10 protein-coding genes are annotated in these 15,667 nt (G+C 62.3%); 6 read left to right on the forward strand and 4 right to left on the reverse strand.

All coding sequences use genetic code 11. The features are described from left to right. Window positions 1-19: 19 nt before the first annotated feature. The gene (locus tag ACEN8E_RS26375; protein ID WP_495589505.1) at window positions 20-982 is read right to left on the reverse strand and encodes an IS110 family transposase; all 963 of its coding nucleotides are present in this window, start codon (window positions 980-982) and stop codon (window positions 20-22) included. A gap of 342 nt (window positions 983-1,324) precedes the next feature. Between ACEN8E_RS26375 and ACEN8E_RS26380 the strand changes: the two genes are divergently transcribed. Further along, window positions 1,325-2,023, forward strand: a complete 699-nt coding sequence (locus ACEN8E_RS26380) for an OmpW/AlkL family protein (RefSeq protein WP_495590444.1) — start codon at window positions 1,325-1,327, stop codon at window positions 2,021-2,023. Between the two features lie 185 nt (window positions 2,024-2,208). Here the strand turns inward: ACEN8E_RS26380 and ACEN8E_RS26385 are convergent, their stop codons facing one another. After that, window positions 2,209-3,138 (reverse strand): NAD-dependent epimerase/dehydratase family protein, encoded by a 930-nt coding sequence (locus tag ACEN8E_RS26385; protein ID WP_495590445.1) that lies wholly within the window; start codon window positions 3,136-3,138, stop codon window positions 2,209-2,211. After that, window positions 3,131-4,015, reverse strand: a complete 885-nt coding sequence (locus ACEN8E_RS26390; protein WP_495590446.1) for a sugar nucleotide-binding protein — start codon at window positions 4,013-4,015, stop codon at window positions 3,131-3,133. The genes ACEN8E_RS26385 and ACEN8E_RS26390 overlap by 8 nt, the downstream gene beginning before the upstream one ends. A gap of 305 nt (window positions 4,016-4,320) precedes the next feature. Between ACEN8E_RS26390 and ACEN8E_RS26395 the strand changes: the two genes are divergently transcribed. After that, window positions 4,321-8,637, forward strand: coding sequence for a DNA glycosylase AlkZ-like family protein (locus tag ACEN8E_RS26395; RefSeq protein ID WP_495590447.1), 4,317 nt, complete (start codon window positions 4,321-4,323; stop codon window positions 8,635-8,637). 136 nt (window positions 8,638-8,773) lie between these two features. Here the strand turns inward: ACEN8E_RS26395 and ACEN8E_RS26400 are convergent, their stop codons facing one another. Then, the gene (locus tag ACEN8E_RS26400) at window positions 8,774-10,903 is read right to left on the reverse strand and encodes a mechanosensitive ion channel family protein (protein WP_495590448.1); all 2,130 of its coding nucleotides are present in this window, start codon (window positions 10,901-10,903) and stop codon (window positions 8,774-8,776) included. 230 nt (window positions 10,904-11,133) lie between these two features. On the opposite strand from ACEN8E_RS26400, the gene ACEN8E_RS26405 reads away from it, so the two are divergent. From ACEN8E_RS26405 to ACEN8E_RS26420, 4 genes are all read left to right on the forward strand, one after another. After that, window positions 11,134-12,345 carry an MFS transporter gene (locus ACEN8E_RS26405; RefSeq protein ID WP_495590449.1) on the forward strand — a complete coding sequence of 404 codons (1,212 nt, stop codon included), beginning with the start codon at window positions 11,134-11,136 and terminating at the stop codon, window positions 12,343-12,345. 251 nt (window positions 12,346-12,596) lie between these two features. Beyond that, window positions 12,597-13,361, forward strand: coding sequence for an endonuclease/exonuclease/phosphatase family protein (locus tag ACEN8E_RS26410; protein ID WP_495593399.1), 765 nt, complete (start codon window positions 12,597-12,599; stop codon window positions 13,359-13,361). Beyond that, on the forward strand, window positions 13,358-14,650 hold the full coding sequence (gene clsB / locus ACEN8E_RS26415) for a cardiolipin synthase ClsB (RefSeq protein WP_495590450.1): 1,293 nt from the start codon (window positions 13,358-13,360) through the stop codon (window positions 14,648-14,650). The genes ACEN8E_RS26410 and clsB overlap by 4 nt, the downstream gene beginning before the upstream one ends. Next, window positions 14,637-15,623, forward strand: a complete 987-nt coding sequence (locus ACEN8E_RS26420) for a lysylphosphatidylglycerol synthase domain-containing protein (RefSeq protein ID WP_495590451.1) — start codon at window positions 14,637-14,639, stop codon at window positions 15,621-15,623. Before clsB ends, ACEN8E_RS26420 begins: the two co-directional genes overlap by 14 nt. Window positions 15,624-15,667 lie beyond the last annotated feature (44 nt).

A 15,667-nucleotide genomic window follows, 5' to 3' on the forward strand; every position in this document is an offset into this window, starting at 1 on the left:
CATTCCAATGTGGGAGATTCTATGTTGCAGGGGAACCCTGCAGCCTTAAATTTGGCTGGTATTCGCTCTGATTTTTCATGAGGGCGAATGCCACCCGACAGAGCTTGCGGGCGAGGATGACCAGAGCCTGAGTTCTGGCCAGGCCTCTTGCCAAGTAAGACTCATAGAGCGGTTTCCAGACGGGAGACCGGCAAGCCGCCATTGCTGCATTGTGCGCAAGACGCCGCAGCTCCCCATCGCCTTTTTTGCTCAAGTGGCGCGGACTGTGCTTCTTTCCTGAGTCCTTCGGCCTCAGGTCCATTCCCAAAAAGGCAATAAACGCATCGGCACTGGCGAATTGACCACGCATAAAAGTGGCTGCCAGACCGGTGGCCGTGAGTTCGCCAATCCCTTCAATCGCTTGACAACGCCTGATGTTTTCGGTGATCCCGGCCTCTTGGCTGGCTTTGCGCAGCAATTTCTGAATAGCCTGATCAGTCTGTTTGAAGTGCTCCAGCTCTTGGGCCAGAAGGTCTTTGAGAAGGGGCTCACTCGACCAACTCAGCATGATGCTAACCCGGGCTTTCATCAGTTCTGCACGTTTGTTGAGGAGGCTTTTCAACACGGTGTAGAGCTTCGGAGGTGGATTCCAGATGCGAAGCCGATCCTGCTCACTGGTCAGGTAACGTGCCAGCAAACGCGCATCACAGGGGTCGGTTTTTGCTCGCTGGCCAATGCTTTCGCGGTAGTGGCTCACCCGATAAGGGTCCACAACATAAACTCGGTGCCCCATGCCATGGGCCAGTTCAGCGGTATCCAGGTGGTAGAGACTGGTGGCTTCCAAGGCAATCGAGCTTTGCGCCGGCAGGGATTTGAGCCAGCGCCCAATAGCTGTGCGATCGTTGTTGATGAACTGAGTGATTTTCAGATCTTCGCGGTAAACGACGATTTCTGCCTTGGCCACATCGACACCAACCACCGTTGGCGAGGTAAGGATTGTCATGACGAATCCTCGGAGCTAGGGTTTAAGTGCTTGTCGGGGTCTACCGTAGCGCTGGCTTGCCTCTATCGTCGGTATTAACCGATGAATTCCTTATCGGCGCTTTAGGTAGAAAGGGCGGAACGAGAAGTCTCCCACGGTCCGTACTGGCTAGAGTCGGAATCGAGCTTTTAGTCCCGCCCACCCCTTCAAGTCTAAACATACAAGCGAGCCTGCTCGCGAAGGGGTCATCGGGATCGCTAAAAAATCCATTACTTACCGCTTTCCTTGAGCTGCATCAAAAGACCAAATAGTTAGCCGGCTTACCATTGGACATCAAACTTTTTAACGTCCTCTGGAGCTCCCATGAACAAGTCCACGCTCAGCGCTTCGCTGCTTGCCCTCGCGCTCGCGGCCCCGCTCGCCCACGCCCACGAGGCCGGCGACATCATCCTTCGTGCGGGCGCCATCACCGTCAACCCTAAGGCCGACAGCTCCAGCGTGAAGGTCGATCAGGGGCCTCTGGCCGGCGCCGACCTGGGCGGCAAGGCGACCATGGACAGCGACACGCAACTGGGCCTGAACTTCGCTTACATGATCACCAACAACTGGGGGATCGAACTGCTCGCGGCCACCCCGTTCGAGCATGACGTGCAACTCAAGGGCACTGCCCTGCCTGCCGCCAACGGCAAACTCGGCTCCCTCAAGCACCTGCCGCCAACCCTGAGCGTGGTCTACTACCCGCTGGATTCGAAGTCGGCCTTCCAGCCGTACGTCGGCGCCGGCATCAACTACACCTGGATTTACGACGAAAGCCTGAGCAGTGAAGCCAAGTCCGCCGGCTTCAGCAACTTCAAGGCAGAGAACACCTGGGGTCTGGCCTGGCAGGTGGGTGCCGACTACATGCTGACCGACCATGTCATGCTCAACGCCCAGGTGCGCTACATCGACATCGATACCCGTGCCACCGTCGAAAACAACTCGATTGCACCGGGCACTCGCGCCAAGGTCAACGTCGACGTCGATCCGTTTGTGTACATGGTTGGCCTGGGCTACAAGTTCTAAAGAACCTTCACGTGGTGGTGAATGAGGCTGGGTGGCGAGCAGACTTGAAACTGACGGCGACTGTTATGCAGTCGAACGGGGGAAGCCCCCCTCGCCACTGGGAATCTATCGGCATCAAGGTAAATTCCGGCCGTGAAAAAGGCGCCTGTAAAAAGGCGCCTTTTTCATGTCCGCATGGAAGCGATCTACTGCCCCAGCAACCGCGCCAGCCCCACACGCATCGGGGTCTGCTCTGTGGTAGTGAAGCGCTCCAACAGACGCCGGTTGTTCGCCCGTGAATGACGAATGTCACCGGAGCGCGCCGGACCGTAGCTCACCGGTGGCAGTGTGCCAACCACCGCTTCGAGTGCTTCGAGCATTTGCTTGAGGGTCGTCGCCTGGTTCCAGCCAACGTTGACCGCACCGACTTCGACCCGAGGCTGCTCGATGGCCTGCACCAGCAAGTCGACCAGGTCTTCGACGTAGACAAAATCCCGGGTCTGCTCGCCATCGCCAAACACGGTGATCGGCAGGCCCTTTTGCGCGCGCTCGCTGAAAATGCTGATCACCCCGGAGTACGGCGAGGACGGATCCTGGCGCGGGCCGAAGATGTTGAAGAAGCGGAAAATCACCGGTTCCAGCGCATGTTGGCGGCGGTAGAAGTCGAAGTAATGCTCGCTGGCCAGTTTGTCCGCCGCATAGGGCGTCAACGGCGATTTGGGCGTGTCTTCGTCGATCGACTCGCCCTCGCCATTGTTGCCGTACACCGCCGCGCTGGAGGCAAACAGCACGCGTTTGACCCCGGCCTGACGCATGGCTTCGCAGACGTTCAGCGTACCGATGAAGTTGCTCTGGTGGGTTTTCACCGGATCGTCCACCGAGGCCTGCACCGAAGCCACGGCCGCCAGATGTGCCACGGCGCCGCAACCGGCCATCGCTTGGGCAACCAACGCCGCATCGGCCACGTCGCCGACGATCAGTTCGACCTTGGGATTGTTCAGCGGCAGATTGCTGCGCTTGCCGGTGGACAGGTCATCGAGAATCCGCACCGAATGGCCCTTGGCAAGCAGGGCGTCGGTCAGGTGCGAACCAATGAAACCGGCACCACCGGTGATCAAAACGGGGCCGTCAGCCATGGCGATAGAACCTGTCCAGTAGACCGGGAAGCGCCGCACGCCAGGCGCGCGGCTTGATCCCGAAGGTGTGCAGAATTTTCTTGCAGGCCAATACCGCGTGTTGCGGTTCTTCGGCAGCATCCGGACGCGCGGCGTGAGCCTGGGCGGTCGGGGCTTCGATGGCCAGCGGATGCAGGCTGCGGGCTTCGGTCAGAATCGCCTGCCCCAGCGCCAGCGGCGTGGTCGCCTCATGCCCGGCGTAGTGGTAGGTGCCCCACAGCGGCGCAGCGCAATCGAGTTGCTTGAGCACTGAAATGATCACGCGGGCGGCATCGTCGACCGGTGTCGGATTGCCGCGCCGGTCGTCGGCCATCAGCAGTTCTTCGGGTTGTTCGGCACGGGCGAGGAAGCGGCCAAGGGTGCCGTCCGGACTGTCGTCCAGCAGCCAGCCGAAACGCAGCAGTACGTGTTGCGGGCAGGTGGCGCGAACGCTTTGTTCGATCCGCCACAACGCCTGACCGCGCAGACCCAGTGGTACGGGTTCGTCTTTTTCGCTGTAGGCGGTGGCGCGGGAACCGTCGAACACGCGATAGCTGGAAGGTTGCAGCAGTACGATGTTGTGGTGCTGGCACAGCTCTGCCAGACGCTCGATCGCACGCTCCTGGCCAGCCAGGCGCTGTTCGCTCACCGCCTCCGCCTGAAACCAGTCGAAGTAGTAGGCAAGGTTGATCAATGCATCGGGACGGGTGTCGTCGAGCAGTTGTGTCAGGCTCGCGGCATCCCAGCCGTCTTGCGGCGGGCGGGGGGCGAGGAAGCCGATGTCTTCCTCCGCACCGAGGCGAATCAGCGCCTGCCCAAGGGCATTTCCGCCGCCCAGTAACATTAGGCGCATTCGCATAGAGTCAGCAGGCCCAGTCTGATTGAAACAATGGCTTTATCGACACCGCGCCCAGGCGATGTCGTTGGTAATTGCCGGAATCGTTGCATTTTGCGGGTTTAGTGCGCAACCGTCATCCGTAAAGTGTAGATGTCCGGGATTTATGGTGTGGCCACTTCCCTCTTCGCGAGCAGGCTCGCTCCCACATTGGTCCGGTGTACACAATTCCATTGTGGGAGCGAGCCTGCTCGCGAAGAGGCCCTTAAGGCCACCAAAGGTCTTGAGTGGTACTTGCATCTTTCGCCCCCACCCGCCTAACTTGCTGCATGAACCTGCCCATCCCCGCAGACAGTGCCCTGAGCGGCTTTCACCCCGCCGTCAGCGCCTGGTTCAGCCACACCTTCGCAGCGGTCACCGCCGCCCAGGCCCGGGCGTGGCCGTTGATCCGCCAGCAGCGCTCGACCCTGATCGCCGCGCCCACCGGCTCCGGCAAGACCCTCACCGCCTTTCTCGCCGTCATCGACGACCTGGTGCATCGCGGCCTGGAGTCCGCCGACGGCCTGCCAGACGCAACGCTGGTGGTCTACGTCTCGCCGCTCAAGGCACTGTCCAACGACATCCAGATCAACCTGCAAAACCCGCTGGCCGGCATTACCGAGCAATTGCGCCTGATGGGCCTGCCCGAATTGCAGATCACCACGGCCGTGCGCACCGGTGACACACCACAAAAAGATCGTTCGGCGATGCGCAAGACGGCGCCGCACATTCTGGTGACCACGCCGGAATCCTTGTACGTGTTGCTCGGTTCCGATTCCGGTCGGCAGATGCTCGGCACGACACAAACAGTAATCATCGACGAAATCCACGCCATGGCCGCCAACAAACGCGGCAGCCATCTGACACTGAGCCTTGAACGCCTGCAGGCGTTGTGCGCGCAACCACTTCTGCGCATCGGTCTGTCCGCTACGCAAAACCCGATCGAAGCCGTCTCGCGCTTCCTCGTCGGTCGCGACCGTCCGTGCGAGATCATCGACATCGGCCACGCCCGCCCACGCGACCTGGACATCGAAGTACCGCCCGTGCCGCTGTCGGCAGTGATGGCCAACGATGTCTGGGAACTGGTCTACGACCGCCTCGCGGCCCTCGCCCGGGAACACCGGACCACGCTGGTTTTCGTCAACACCCGGCGCCTGGCCGAGCGCCTGAGCCGACACCTGAGCGAGCGCCTGGGCAAGGACGCCGTGGCCGCCCACCACGGCAGCCTGGCCAAAGAGTTTCGCCTGGACGCCGAGCAGCGACTCAAGCGCGGCGACCTGCAAGTGCTGATCGCCACGGCGTCGCTGGAACTGGGGATCGATATCGGCGACGTCGACCTGGTGTGCCAGATCGCCTCGCCGCGTTCGATTGCCGGGTTTCTGCAGCGGGTCGGCCGCTCCGGGCACCAGGTCGGCGGTACGCCCAAGGGCCGTTTGTTCGCCACCACCCGCGACGATCTGATCGAATGCGCAGCGCTGCTCGACTGCGTGCGCCGGGGCGAACTCGATACCTTGCTGATCCCGCAAGCGCCGCTGGACGTGCTGGCACAACAGATCATTGCCGAGGTCAGTTGCCAGGAGTGGCCGGAACAGGCACTGCTGGAGATGCTGCGCCGCGCCGCGCCCTACGCCGGACTCGACGACAAACACTACCAGGCGCTGCTGCACATGCTCACCGAGGGCTACAACGGGCGTCAGGGTATGCGCAGCGCCTACCTGCACCGCGACGCCGTGAGCCGCACCCTGCGCGGTCGCCGGGGCGCAAAACTGACGGCGGTGACCAGTGGCGGGACCATTCCGGACAACGCCGACTACAGCGTGCTGCTGGAGCCTCAAGGGCTGAACATCGGTACTATCAACGAAGACTTCGCCGTGGAAAGCATCGCCGGGGATGTCTTCCAGTTGGGCAATACGTCCTATCGGATCCTGCGCGTGGAAACCGGCAAGGTGCGGGTCGAGGATGCTCAGGGCCAGCCGCCGACCATTCCGTTCTGGCTCGGAGAAGCGCCGGGGCGCAGTGCCGAGTTGTCCTCGGCGGTGGCACGCTTGCAGGCACAGCTCGACGACCTGCTGGGGCGCGCGCCTGGCAGCCTGCAACCAGCACTCGACTGGCTGACCGACACCCTGGACCTGAACCTCGCCAGCGCCGAACAACTGGTGGACTACCTGGCCCGTGCGCGGCAAACGCTGGGCGCCCTGCCCTCACAAGACACGCTGTTGATGGAGCGTTTTTTCGACGAGTCCGGCGGCACCCAACTGGTCATTCACACGCCGTTCGGCAGTCGCATCAACCGCGCCTGGGGCCTGGCCCTGCGCAAGCGTTTCTGTCGCACCTTCAATTTCGAACTGCAGGCCGCCGCCAGCGAAGACGCCATCGTGCTATCGCTGTCCACCAGCCACAGTTTTGAACTGGACGATGTCTGGCGCTACCTGCACAGCAACAGCGCCGAACACCTGCTGATTCAAGCCGTGCTCGACGCGCCGCTGTTCGGCGTGCGCTGGCGCTGGAATGCCGGGGTGGCCCTGGCGCTGCCGCGCTACAGCGGCGGGCGCAAAGTCCCGCCGCAGATCCAGCGGATGAAAAGCGAAGACCTGATCGCCAGTGTCTTCCCCGACCAGATCGCCTGTGTGGAAAACCTCGCTGGAGAACGAGAGATTCCCGACCATCCGCTGGTAGAGCAAACCCTCGACGACTGCCTGCACGATGCCATGGACAGTGAAGGCTGGCTGGCCTTGTTGCGACGCATGGAACGCGGCGACATTCGCCTGATCAGCCGCGACTTGCCGGCGCCCTCGCCGCTGGCGGCGGAGATTCTCAGCGCCCGGCCCTATACCTTTCTCGACGATGCGCCGCTGGAGGAGCGCCGTACCCAGGCGGTGCTCAATCGCCGCTGGAGCGACCCGCAATCCACCGACGACCTCGGCGCGCTGGACGCCGAAGCGATTGCCGCCGTGCGCGACGAAGCCTGGCCGGCGCCCACCGGTGTCGATGAAATGCACGAGGCCTTGATGAGCCTGGCGTGCATCTGCGATGCCGAGGCCAGCGCCAATCCGCAATGGCTCGACTGGCTCGATACCCTGGCCAATAGCGGACGCGCCAGCCGTATGCAGATCAGCACCGGGCAATCGCTGTGGCTGGCGCTGGAGCGCCTGAGCTGCCTACGGGCGATTTATCCACAGGCTGAAATGACGCCCCCGCTGCAGGCGCTGCCGGACTTCGATGAAACCTGGACAGCCGAGGAAGCCGCACTCGAACTGATCCGTGCACGGCTCAGCGCCTTCGGGCCGCTCCCGCTCAATTCCATTGCCGAACCACTCGGCTTGCCCGCCGCGCAGGTCAATCAAGCCCTGGCGCAACTGGAACGCGAAGGCTACGTGCTGCGTGGCCGCTTCACCCCGGGCACCGCTTGGGAAGAATGGTGCGAGCGACATTTGCTGGCGCGGATCCATCGCTACACGGTCAAACGCCTGCGTCGGGAAATCGAACCGGTGGCCTTGCAGGATTTCATGCGGTTCCTCTTTGATTGGCAGCATGTCTCGACTGCAAATCAGGGCCAGGGCGCGGCGGTATTGCCGGCCGTCGTCGCGCAATTCGAAGGCTACCCCGCCGCCGCTTCAGGCTGGGACAGCGACATCCTGCCGGCGCGAATCAAGGATTACTCGTCGTCCTGGCTGGATGAGTTATGCCGCAGCGGCAGACTGGTGTGGACGCGCCTGACTGCGCACAACAAAGGCGCCGGCACCGCACTGCGCAGCACGCCGATTGTCTTGCTGCCGCGCAATCGGGTCGGCCTCTGGAGTGGCTTGGCCGAACAGACGCCGGTCAGCGAACTGTCGGCGAAGACGCAAAAGGTCCATGTCGCCCTCAGCCAGCACGGCGCGTTGTTTTTCGATGAGCTGATCCACGAGGCTCATCTGCTGCGTTCGGAACTGGAAATCGCCCTGCAGGAACTGGTGGGCGCCGGGTTGGTGAACGCCGACAGCTTCGCCGGGTTGCGCGCACTGATCACCCCGGCCAGCAAGCGCCAGCCGCGCAACAGTCGGCGTGGGCGCGGAGCATTCATCGGTGGCATGGACGACGCCGGGCGCTGGGCTTTGCTGCGACGCGTGCCTGCCGCGCCGGTGGCGGAAAACCAGCGTCCCGCACCCACACCGGCCGAAACGCTGGAACACATCGCCATGACCTTGCTGCGCCGCTACGGCGTGGTGTTCTGGCGCTTGCTGGAGCGAGAGGCGGACTGGCTGCCGAGCTGGCGCGAATTGCTGCGTACGTTCCATCGTCTGGAGGCTCGCGGCGAGATTCGTGGCGGACGGTTTGTCAGCGGCCTGGCGGGTGAGCAATTCGCCTTGCCCGAGGCGATTCCATTGTTGCGGGAGGTGCGGCGTCGGCCTCACGACGGCAGTCTGGTCGCGGTGTGCGGGGTCGATCCGCTGAACCTCGCCGGCACGTTGTTGCCGGGTGCGAAGGTGCCGGCACTGGCGAGCAATCGGCTGGTGTATCGCGACGGGTTGCCGGTCGCTGCCGAGATTGCCGGCAAGCAGCAGATCTGGGTGGAACTGGATCAGCAGGCGGGGGCCGAGGTGCGCAGCAAGCTGATCCGGCATTGAGGTTGTCTGGTCTGCCCCCTTCGCGAGCAGGCTCGCTCCCACAGGGGGATTCATGAACGACAAAAATCAACTGTGGGAGCGAGCCTGCTCGCGAAGAGGCCATCACAGCCAATAAAGAACCTCAGGACAAAACTGGCTACTGCGACCGCGACCGATCCGGCATCAGTACCGCCGAATGATCCGGCTCATGCACCGCCTCCGGTGGTGGCTCGACCGGATGCCTCGGCACCAGCGCCTGCTGTGGATAAGTCTGCGCGAAATGCACCCACGGGCAGTTATCCACAAGTTTTTTCAGGCGCTGGTTGAAGGCCCGGCTCACGGCATATTGACCACCGGACACCGTGCGGAATTGCGCGGTCAGCACCACGCCGTTGAGGTCCATTTTATCGACGCCAAACACATCCAGCGGCCCTTGCAGGTTGTAGCGCAGGAACGCGTCGCTGCTGATGGAATGCCCGGCCTCGCGGATCAACTCGATGGCCTTGTCGACATCGGTGTCATAGGTGAATTGCACCGAGAAAAACGCATAGGCGAATTGCCGCGATTGGTTGGTCACGGCCTTGATCTGCCCGAACGGCACCGAGTGCACGAAGCCCTTGCCGTCGCGCAGGCGCAAGGTGCGGATGGTCAGGCCTTCGACCGTGCCGGCATGCCCGGAATCAAGCACCACCCAGTCGCCGATGGACAGAGTGTCTTCGATGATGATGAACAGCCCGGTAATCACGTCCTGCACCAGTTGCTGGGAGCCGAAACCGATTGCCAGGCCGATGACCCCGGCACCGGCCAGGAACGGCGCGACGTTGATCCCCAGGTTGGCCATGGTGGTGATCGCGCAAATCACCACAAGGATGATTTTGATCGCGTTGCGCAGCAGCGGCAGGATGGTTTTCACCCGCGTACTGGGCTGGCGTGCCGAGCGCTTGTTGGCCGGCGGTTTCAGGGCTTCCTGAATCGCCGTGTCGAGCACCACCCAGACCATCCAGGTCACCAGCAGGATCAGGCCGATGTGGCTCAGGGAATCACTGATGGCCCGGCCCACGGCATTGCTCACCGCGAACTCGAACAGCGACACGCCCCAGATCCGCCCGAGGATATCGATGAACACGATGGCCATGCCGATGCGCAACAACGCATGGGACAAGTTGAGAAAACGCTCCTTGTAGGCGCCGCTGCGGCGCAGGTCCGCTGCACTGCGCGCCTTGAACAGATAGTGCAGCGTGGTGCTGAGAAATACCGTGGCAATCAGCAACACCGTGGTGAACAAGGCGCTGCGCAGCACTCTCTGGTTGTCCGCCCCGGCGCCGATCAGGTTGACGATCGAAACCAGTACCATCAACAGAATCGGCCAATACCAAAGCCCGGAAAATATCCGCAGGGTTTCACGCAATGCCGGCTGACCGAGACGCTGGGCCAGCGGTAGGATGCGGATCACATGGGCCACCGGGCGACGCATGCGGATCACCAGCAAGCCGAAGGAAACCGACGCTGCCAACCCGGTGAACACGGCGATGCTGCTGGTGAGATTGTTGCCCAGTTGATGGGCGATCTGCGGGCTGGTCAAGGCATCGCTCAAAGCCACCAGAAAGCCGATGCCGAACAGCGGTCGTGGGCTGTGTTGTCGAATGATCTGCACCGCCCGCCGCTTGTGCCCGGCATTGAATACCACAACCAGCGACAGCACCAATGACGCGGCAAAGATCCCGGCACTGGTGGCGTAGGCAAAACACAACGCCAGCGCCCGACCGGCCGAGAATGGCAAAAACTCGCTGGCATAAATCGTCAGCGGCAGGCTGACCACCGCCGGAATGGAATAGGGCAATACATAGCCGAGCAGGGCCTGACCACGCTCGCGACTGAGCAGCAGGCGATGCGCGCAAAGGCGTTTGGCCAACCACCGCCCAAACAGCCAAAGACAGGCAAACACGGCCGCCCACACGCAGGTCAACAGCAGGAAATCGCCGGCGACGCTCCAGGCCGAACGGGCCGAAGGCTGATTGACCAACTGATCCACTTCATCGGCCGCGCGGTCGGCACGCAGTCGCCAGACGTCGACCAGATTCTGGTTGAGATCAAACCTGGACTGAACCTCGTCGATGCTTGAACTGATGGCCCCCAGTAAACCGCCTTGCACCAGCGGCTCGGGGTGCGCCGGTGGCGTCGCGGCGGTCGCGGTGGCCGGCAGCCCCGGTATCGCGGCGGCTTCCAGTTGTTCGCTGCCCAGAAACACTAATGCCCCCAGCAGTATCGCGGTCTTGAGCCTGATCAAAACACCCGCTCCTTTGCCTGTGTCTGTAAGGAACTGATCGAGAAATACCGTGCAAGTTCGGCTATTGCCCGCAGATAGCAGGATGACAATGCCTTCCTGTGGCACAGACTAGCACTCGCGTTCGCGATCTTTGCGCCCAAGGCAAATATCAAATGTCCGTCCCTGTATTTTTCCGCACAACCCCAACCCCGACACTGCGCTCCATCGAATCAATCTCCGGAGTTGCAGACATGCCCATTGCTTTGCTCGCGCTGACCCTCAGCGCCTTTGCCATCGGGACGACCGAGTTCGTCATCGTTGGCCTGTTACCCACCATTGGTGCCGACCTCGGCGTCAGCCTGCCATCCGCCGGTCTGCTGGTCAGCCTGTATGCCCTTGGCGTTGCCGTCGGCGCCCCGGTGCTGACCGCCCTCACCGGCAAGGTTCCGCGCAAGTTGCTGCTGTTATCGCTGATGGTGCTGTTCACCCTCGGCAATCTGCTGGCGTGGCAAGCACCGAGCTACGAGTCGCTGATCCTCGCACGGATCGTCACCGGCCTGGCCCACGGGGTGTTTTTCTCGATCGGCTCGACCATCGCCACCAGTCTAGTGCCGAAGGAAAAAGCCGCCAGCGCGATAGCCATCATGTTCACCGGCCTGACCGTGGCGCTGGTCACCGGCGTGCCGCTGGGGACATTCATCGGCCAGCATTTCGGCTGGCGTGAAACCTTCCTCGCTGTTTCGGCATTGGGTGTCATCGCCTTCGTTGGCAGCCTGATCTACGTGCCGAACAACATCGCCCACAGCAAACCCGCGTCGTTGTTGCAGCAATTGCAGGTGCTCAAGCAACCGCGCCTGTTGCTGGTGTATGCCATGACGGCCGTCGGCTACGGCGGCTCGTTCATCGCGTTTACCTTCCTCGCCCCGATTCTTCAGGACCTCTCCGGTTTCAGCGCCAGCACCGTCAGCCTGGTATTGCTGGTCTACGGCATCTCCGTGGCCGTCGGCAACATCTGGGGTGGCAAGCTGGCGGACAAACGCGGCCCGATCAGCGCCCTGAAAATCATTTTTGCCCTGCTCGCCGCCGTGTTGTTCGTGCTGACCTTCACCGCCGGCAATCCGTGGCTCGCACTGGCCACCGTGCTGGTCTGGGGCGCCGTGGCCTTCGGCAACGTGCCGGGATTGCAGGTGTACGTGGTGCGCCAGGCCGAACATCACACCCCGCAGGCTGTGGACGTGGCATCCGGCCTGAACATCGCGGCGTTCAACCTCGGCATTGCCGGCGGTGCGTGGGGCGGTGGCCTGATCGTCGCCCACATGGGCTTGATCCACACCGCGTGGATCGGCGGTCTGGTGGTGTTGCTGGCGCTGGCATTGACCGCGTGGAGCGGACGTCTTGATCGCCGCGGCCCGGAGTTCGCCGAACCGGCTGACGGCTCTGCCCGCATTATCACGGGCCACTAATACACCCTGTGGGAGCGAGCCTGCTCGCGAAGGCGCCAGCACCCTCGGCAATGAGGTGAATGACACACCGCTTTCGCGAGCAGGCTCGCTCCCACATTGAATCTGTAGTGATGCGTTGTCGGTGTACCGTCCGTAGCCCCATCGAAACTTTCGCCGCCGCCCCGGAGTCATCCAAAGACAGGGGCCGTCAGGCGGGAGGCGACATGACAGCGAACCACACCGATATTCCCGCACACTCAAGCGCAATCGACATGCGGGTACAGGGTAAGTCCTTCACGTGTCGTTTCAAGGTGCTGACGGTCAATACCCATAAAGGTTTCACCGCGCTCAACCGCCGTTTCATCCTGCCGGAACTGCGCGAAGCGGTGCGTAGTGTGTCTGCCGATGTGGTGTTTTTGCAGGAAGTCCACGGCACTCACGAACAGCACCCCAAGCGCTACACCAACTGGCCGGCGATGCCGCAATACGAGTTCCTCGCCGACACCCTGTGGCCGCAGTTCGCCTATGGACGCAATGCGGTGTATCCGGCGGGCGATCACGGCAATGCGCTGTTGTCGAAATTCCAGATCATCCGCCACGACAACCTCGACGTGTCCATCGGCGGCCACGAGAACCGCGGGCTCCTGCATTGTGTGTTACGTCTGCCGGACGACGACCGGGAAGTGCATGCCATTTGCGTGCACCTGGGGTTGCGCGAAAGCCACCGTATGGCGCAACTGAAATTGCTTGCCCAGCGTCTGGACACCCTGCCCGGCGATGCCCCGGTGATCGTCGCCGGGGATTTCAACGACTGGCGCCAGCGCGCCGATGCCTTGCTCAAGCCAAGCGGCTTGCATGAAGTCTTCGCCGCGCACCATGGCAAACCGGCACGCAGCTTCCCCGCGCGCCTGCCGACCTTGCGCCTGGACCGCATCTACGTGCGCAACCTCAAGGCCAGCCAGCCGCAGGTGCTGAGCACCCGACCCTGGTCGCACCTTTCCGACCACGCCCCGCTGTCGGTGGAGATCGAGCTATGAGCAGCCAGTCGATGGAAAAAACCACGTTGCAAGACATCCCCGCCCCGCCGATCCGCGAGCCGACAGCGGTCGATGTCGAATATGGGTGGCAAGGCAGCAATCGCGTCGAGTTGCTGGAAAACGGCGAAGGGTTTTTTCCCCGGGTATTTGAAGCCCTGCGCCGGGCGCAAAATGAAATCCTGCTGGAAACGTTCATTGTGTTCGAGGACAAGGTTGGCAATGAGCTGCAACAGATTCTGATCGAAGCCGCTCAGCGCGGCGTGCGCACTACCGTCAGCCTCGACGGGTTTGGCTGCGGCGAACTGAGCACCGGGTTCCTCACTGCCCTGACCGCGGCCGGCGTGCACCTGCAAATGTTCGACCCGGCACCGAAGCGCCTGGGCATCCGCACCAACTGGTTCCGGCGGCTGCACCGCAAGATAGTGGTCGTAGACGGCAGCATCGCCTTCGTCGGCGGGATCAATTTTTCTGCCGATCATCTGGCCGACTTCGGCCCCGAGGCCAAGCAGGACTATTCCGTGGAAGTGCAAGGCCCGGTGGTGGCCGACATCCATCACTTCGCCCTGCTGCAATGCGGTCGCCCGGTGCGGGCCAGATACTGGTGGCAACGGCGCCGGATGCGGCGTTCGGAACTGGCCTTGAGCGATCACGATGGCCAGGTGCGGCTGGTATACCGCGATAACGGCGAACACCCGTCCGACATCGAAGAGGTTTACCGCCAGGTGTTGCGCCAGGCACAACGGCGGGTGGTGATCGCCAACGCCTACTTCTTTCCCGGTTTCCGCCTGTTGCGCGAGATCCGCAACGCGGCACGTCGTGGCGTGGATGTGCGGCTGATCCTGCAAGGGCAGCCAGACATGCTGGTGGCCAGGCTCGCCGCGCGCATGACCTATGACTACCTGCTCAGGTCCGGGGTGAAGATCTACGAATATTGCGATCGTCCGCTGCACGGCAAGGTCGCGTTGGTGGACGAAGACTGGAGCACCGTCGGTTCCAGCAACCTCGACCCGTTGAGCCTGTCGATGAATCTGGAGGCCAACGTGCTGATCCGCGACCGAGCCTTCAATCGGCATCTGTTCGATCGCCTGGAAGACCTCAGCGATCACCACTGCAAGGTCATGTCTCCCGACATTGCGCCACGCGGACGTGTCTGGCACATGACCATCGGTTTTCTGGTGTTTCACTTCCTGCGGCATTTCCCGGCGTGGGCCGGTTGGTTGCCGGCGCATAAACCCCACCTGAAACCTGTCCCCCCTCCGACCGGGAGCGCTGGCCATGAACCGCGCTGAAACCCACACGGCAACTCACGCCACAAGCGCTGGCAAGTCGCACTGGAGACGCTGGAAACGACCGCTGACGATGCTGTTTTTCCTGATGCTGATCGTGCTGTTCACGATGCTCGCCCAGCGTATCGAATGGAACGAAGTGTTCGACAACCTGGACGATTTCAAGGTGCGCACGCTGATCATCGCCTCGGGGCTGACCCTGGTGAGTTTTCTGGTGTACGCCTGCTTCGACCTGATCGGCCGCACCTACATCCGCCAGAATCTGACCTGGAAGCAGATCCTGCCCGTGGGGATCATCAGCTACGCCTTCAACCTGAACCTGAGCGCCTGGGTCGGCGGCATCGCCATGCGTTACCGGTTGTATTCGCGGCTCGGGGTCAGCAAGAGCAACATCGCGAAAATCCTTGGCCTGAGCCTGGCGACCAACTGGTTCGGCTACATGGTCATTGCCGGCGCCGTGTTCAGCAGCGGGTTGGTACGCATGCCACCGGGCTGGAGACTCAGCAGTGGCGCGCTGCAAGGCGTGGGGGTCTTGTTACTGCTGCTGAGCGCCGGGTACCTGGCGGCGTGCCGATTTGCCAAACGTCGGGAGTGGGCGATTCGCGGCGTGGAGATTGACTTGCCGTCTCTGCCCATGGCGGTGCTGCAACTGGCCCTTGGCGCTCTCAACTGGTCGCTGATGGCGGCGGTGATTTTCGCGTTGCTGCCGAGCAAACTGGACTATCCACTGGTACTGGGCGTGCTGTTGATCAGTGCCATCGCCGGGGTCATCACGCACATCCCGGCCGGGCTCGGCGTGCTCGAGGCGGTGTTCGTGGCGCTGCTGCAACACGAGGTTTCGCGGGGTAGCCTGGTGGCGGGACTGCTGGCCTATCGGGCGATTTATTTCATTGTGCCGCTATTGATTGCCCTGGTGATGTACCTGCTGGTGGAGGCCAAGGCCAAGGCGTTGCGGATAGAGAAAAAACCCAAGTGATTTTGTGCTGGTTGTGAGGACGCCTTCGCGGGCAAGCCCGCTCC

It is taken from the genome of Pseudomonas sp. Pseusp9, from assembly GCF_059491265.1.

Bases quoted from the DNA above. Each gene is read 5' to 3' on its own strand.
- ACEN8E_RS26375 (WP_495589505.1), bottom strand. From the start codon at position 982: ATGACAATCCTTACCTCGCCAACGGTGGTTGGTGTCGATGTGGCCAAG.
- ACEN8E_RS26380 (WP_495590444.1), top strand. From the start codon at position 1,325: ATGAACAAGTCCACGCTCAGCGCTTCGCTGCTTGCCCTCGCGCTCGCG.
- ACEN8E_RS26385 (WP_495590445.1), bottom strand. From the start codon at position 3,138: ATGGCTGACGGCCCCGTTTTGATCACCGGTGGTGCCGGTTTCATTGGT.
- ACEN8E_RS26390 (WP_495590446.1), bottom strand. From the start codon at position 4,015: ATGCGAATGCGCCTAATGTTACTGGGCGGCGGAAATGCCCTTGGGCAG.
- ACEN8E_RS26395 (WP_495590447.1), top strand. From the start codon at position 4,321: ATGAACCTGCCCATCCCCGCAGACAGTGCCCTGAGCGGCTTTCACCCC.
- ACEN8E_RS26405 (WP_495590449.1), top strand. From the start codon at position 11,134: ATGCCCATTGCTTTGCTCGCGCTGACCCTCAGCGCCTTTGCCATCGGG.
- ACEN8E_RS26410 (WP_495593399.1), top strand. From the start codon at position 12,597: ATGCGGGTACAGGGTAAGTCCTTCACGTGTCGTTTCAAGGTGCTGACG.
- clsB (WP_495590450.1), top strand. From the start codon at position 13,358: ATGAGCAGCCAGTCGATGGAAAAAACCACGTTGCAAGACATCCCCGCC.
- ACEN8E_RS26420 (WP_495590451.1), top strand. From the start codon at position 14,637: ATGAACCGCGCTGAAACCCACACGGCAACTCACGCCACAAGCGCTGGC.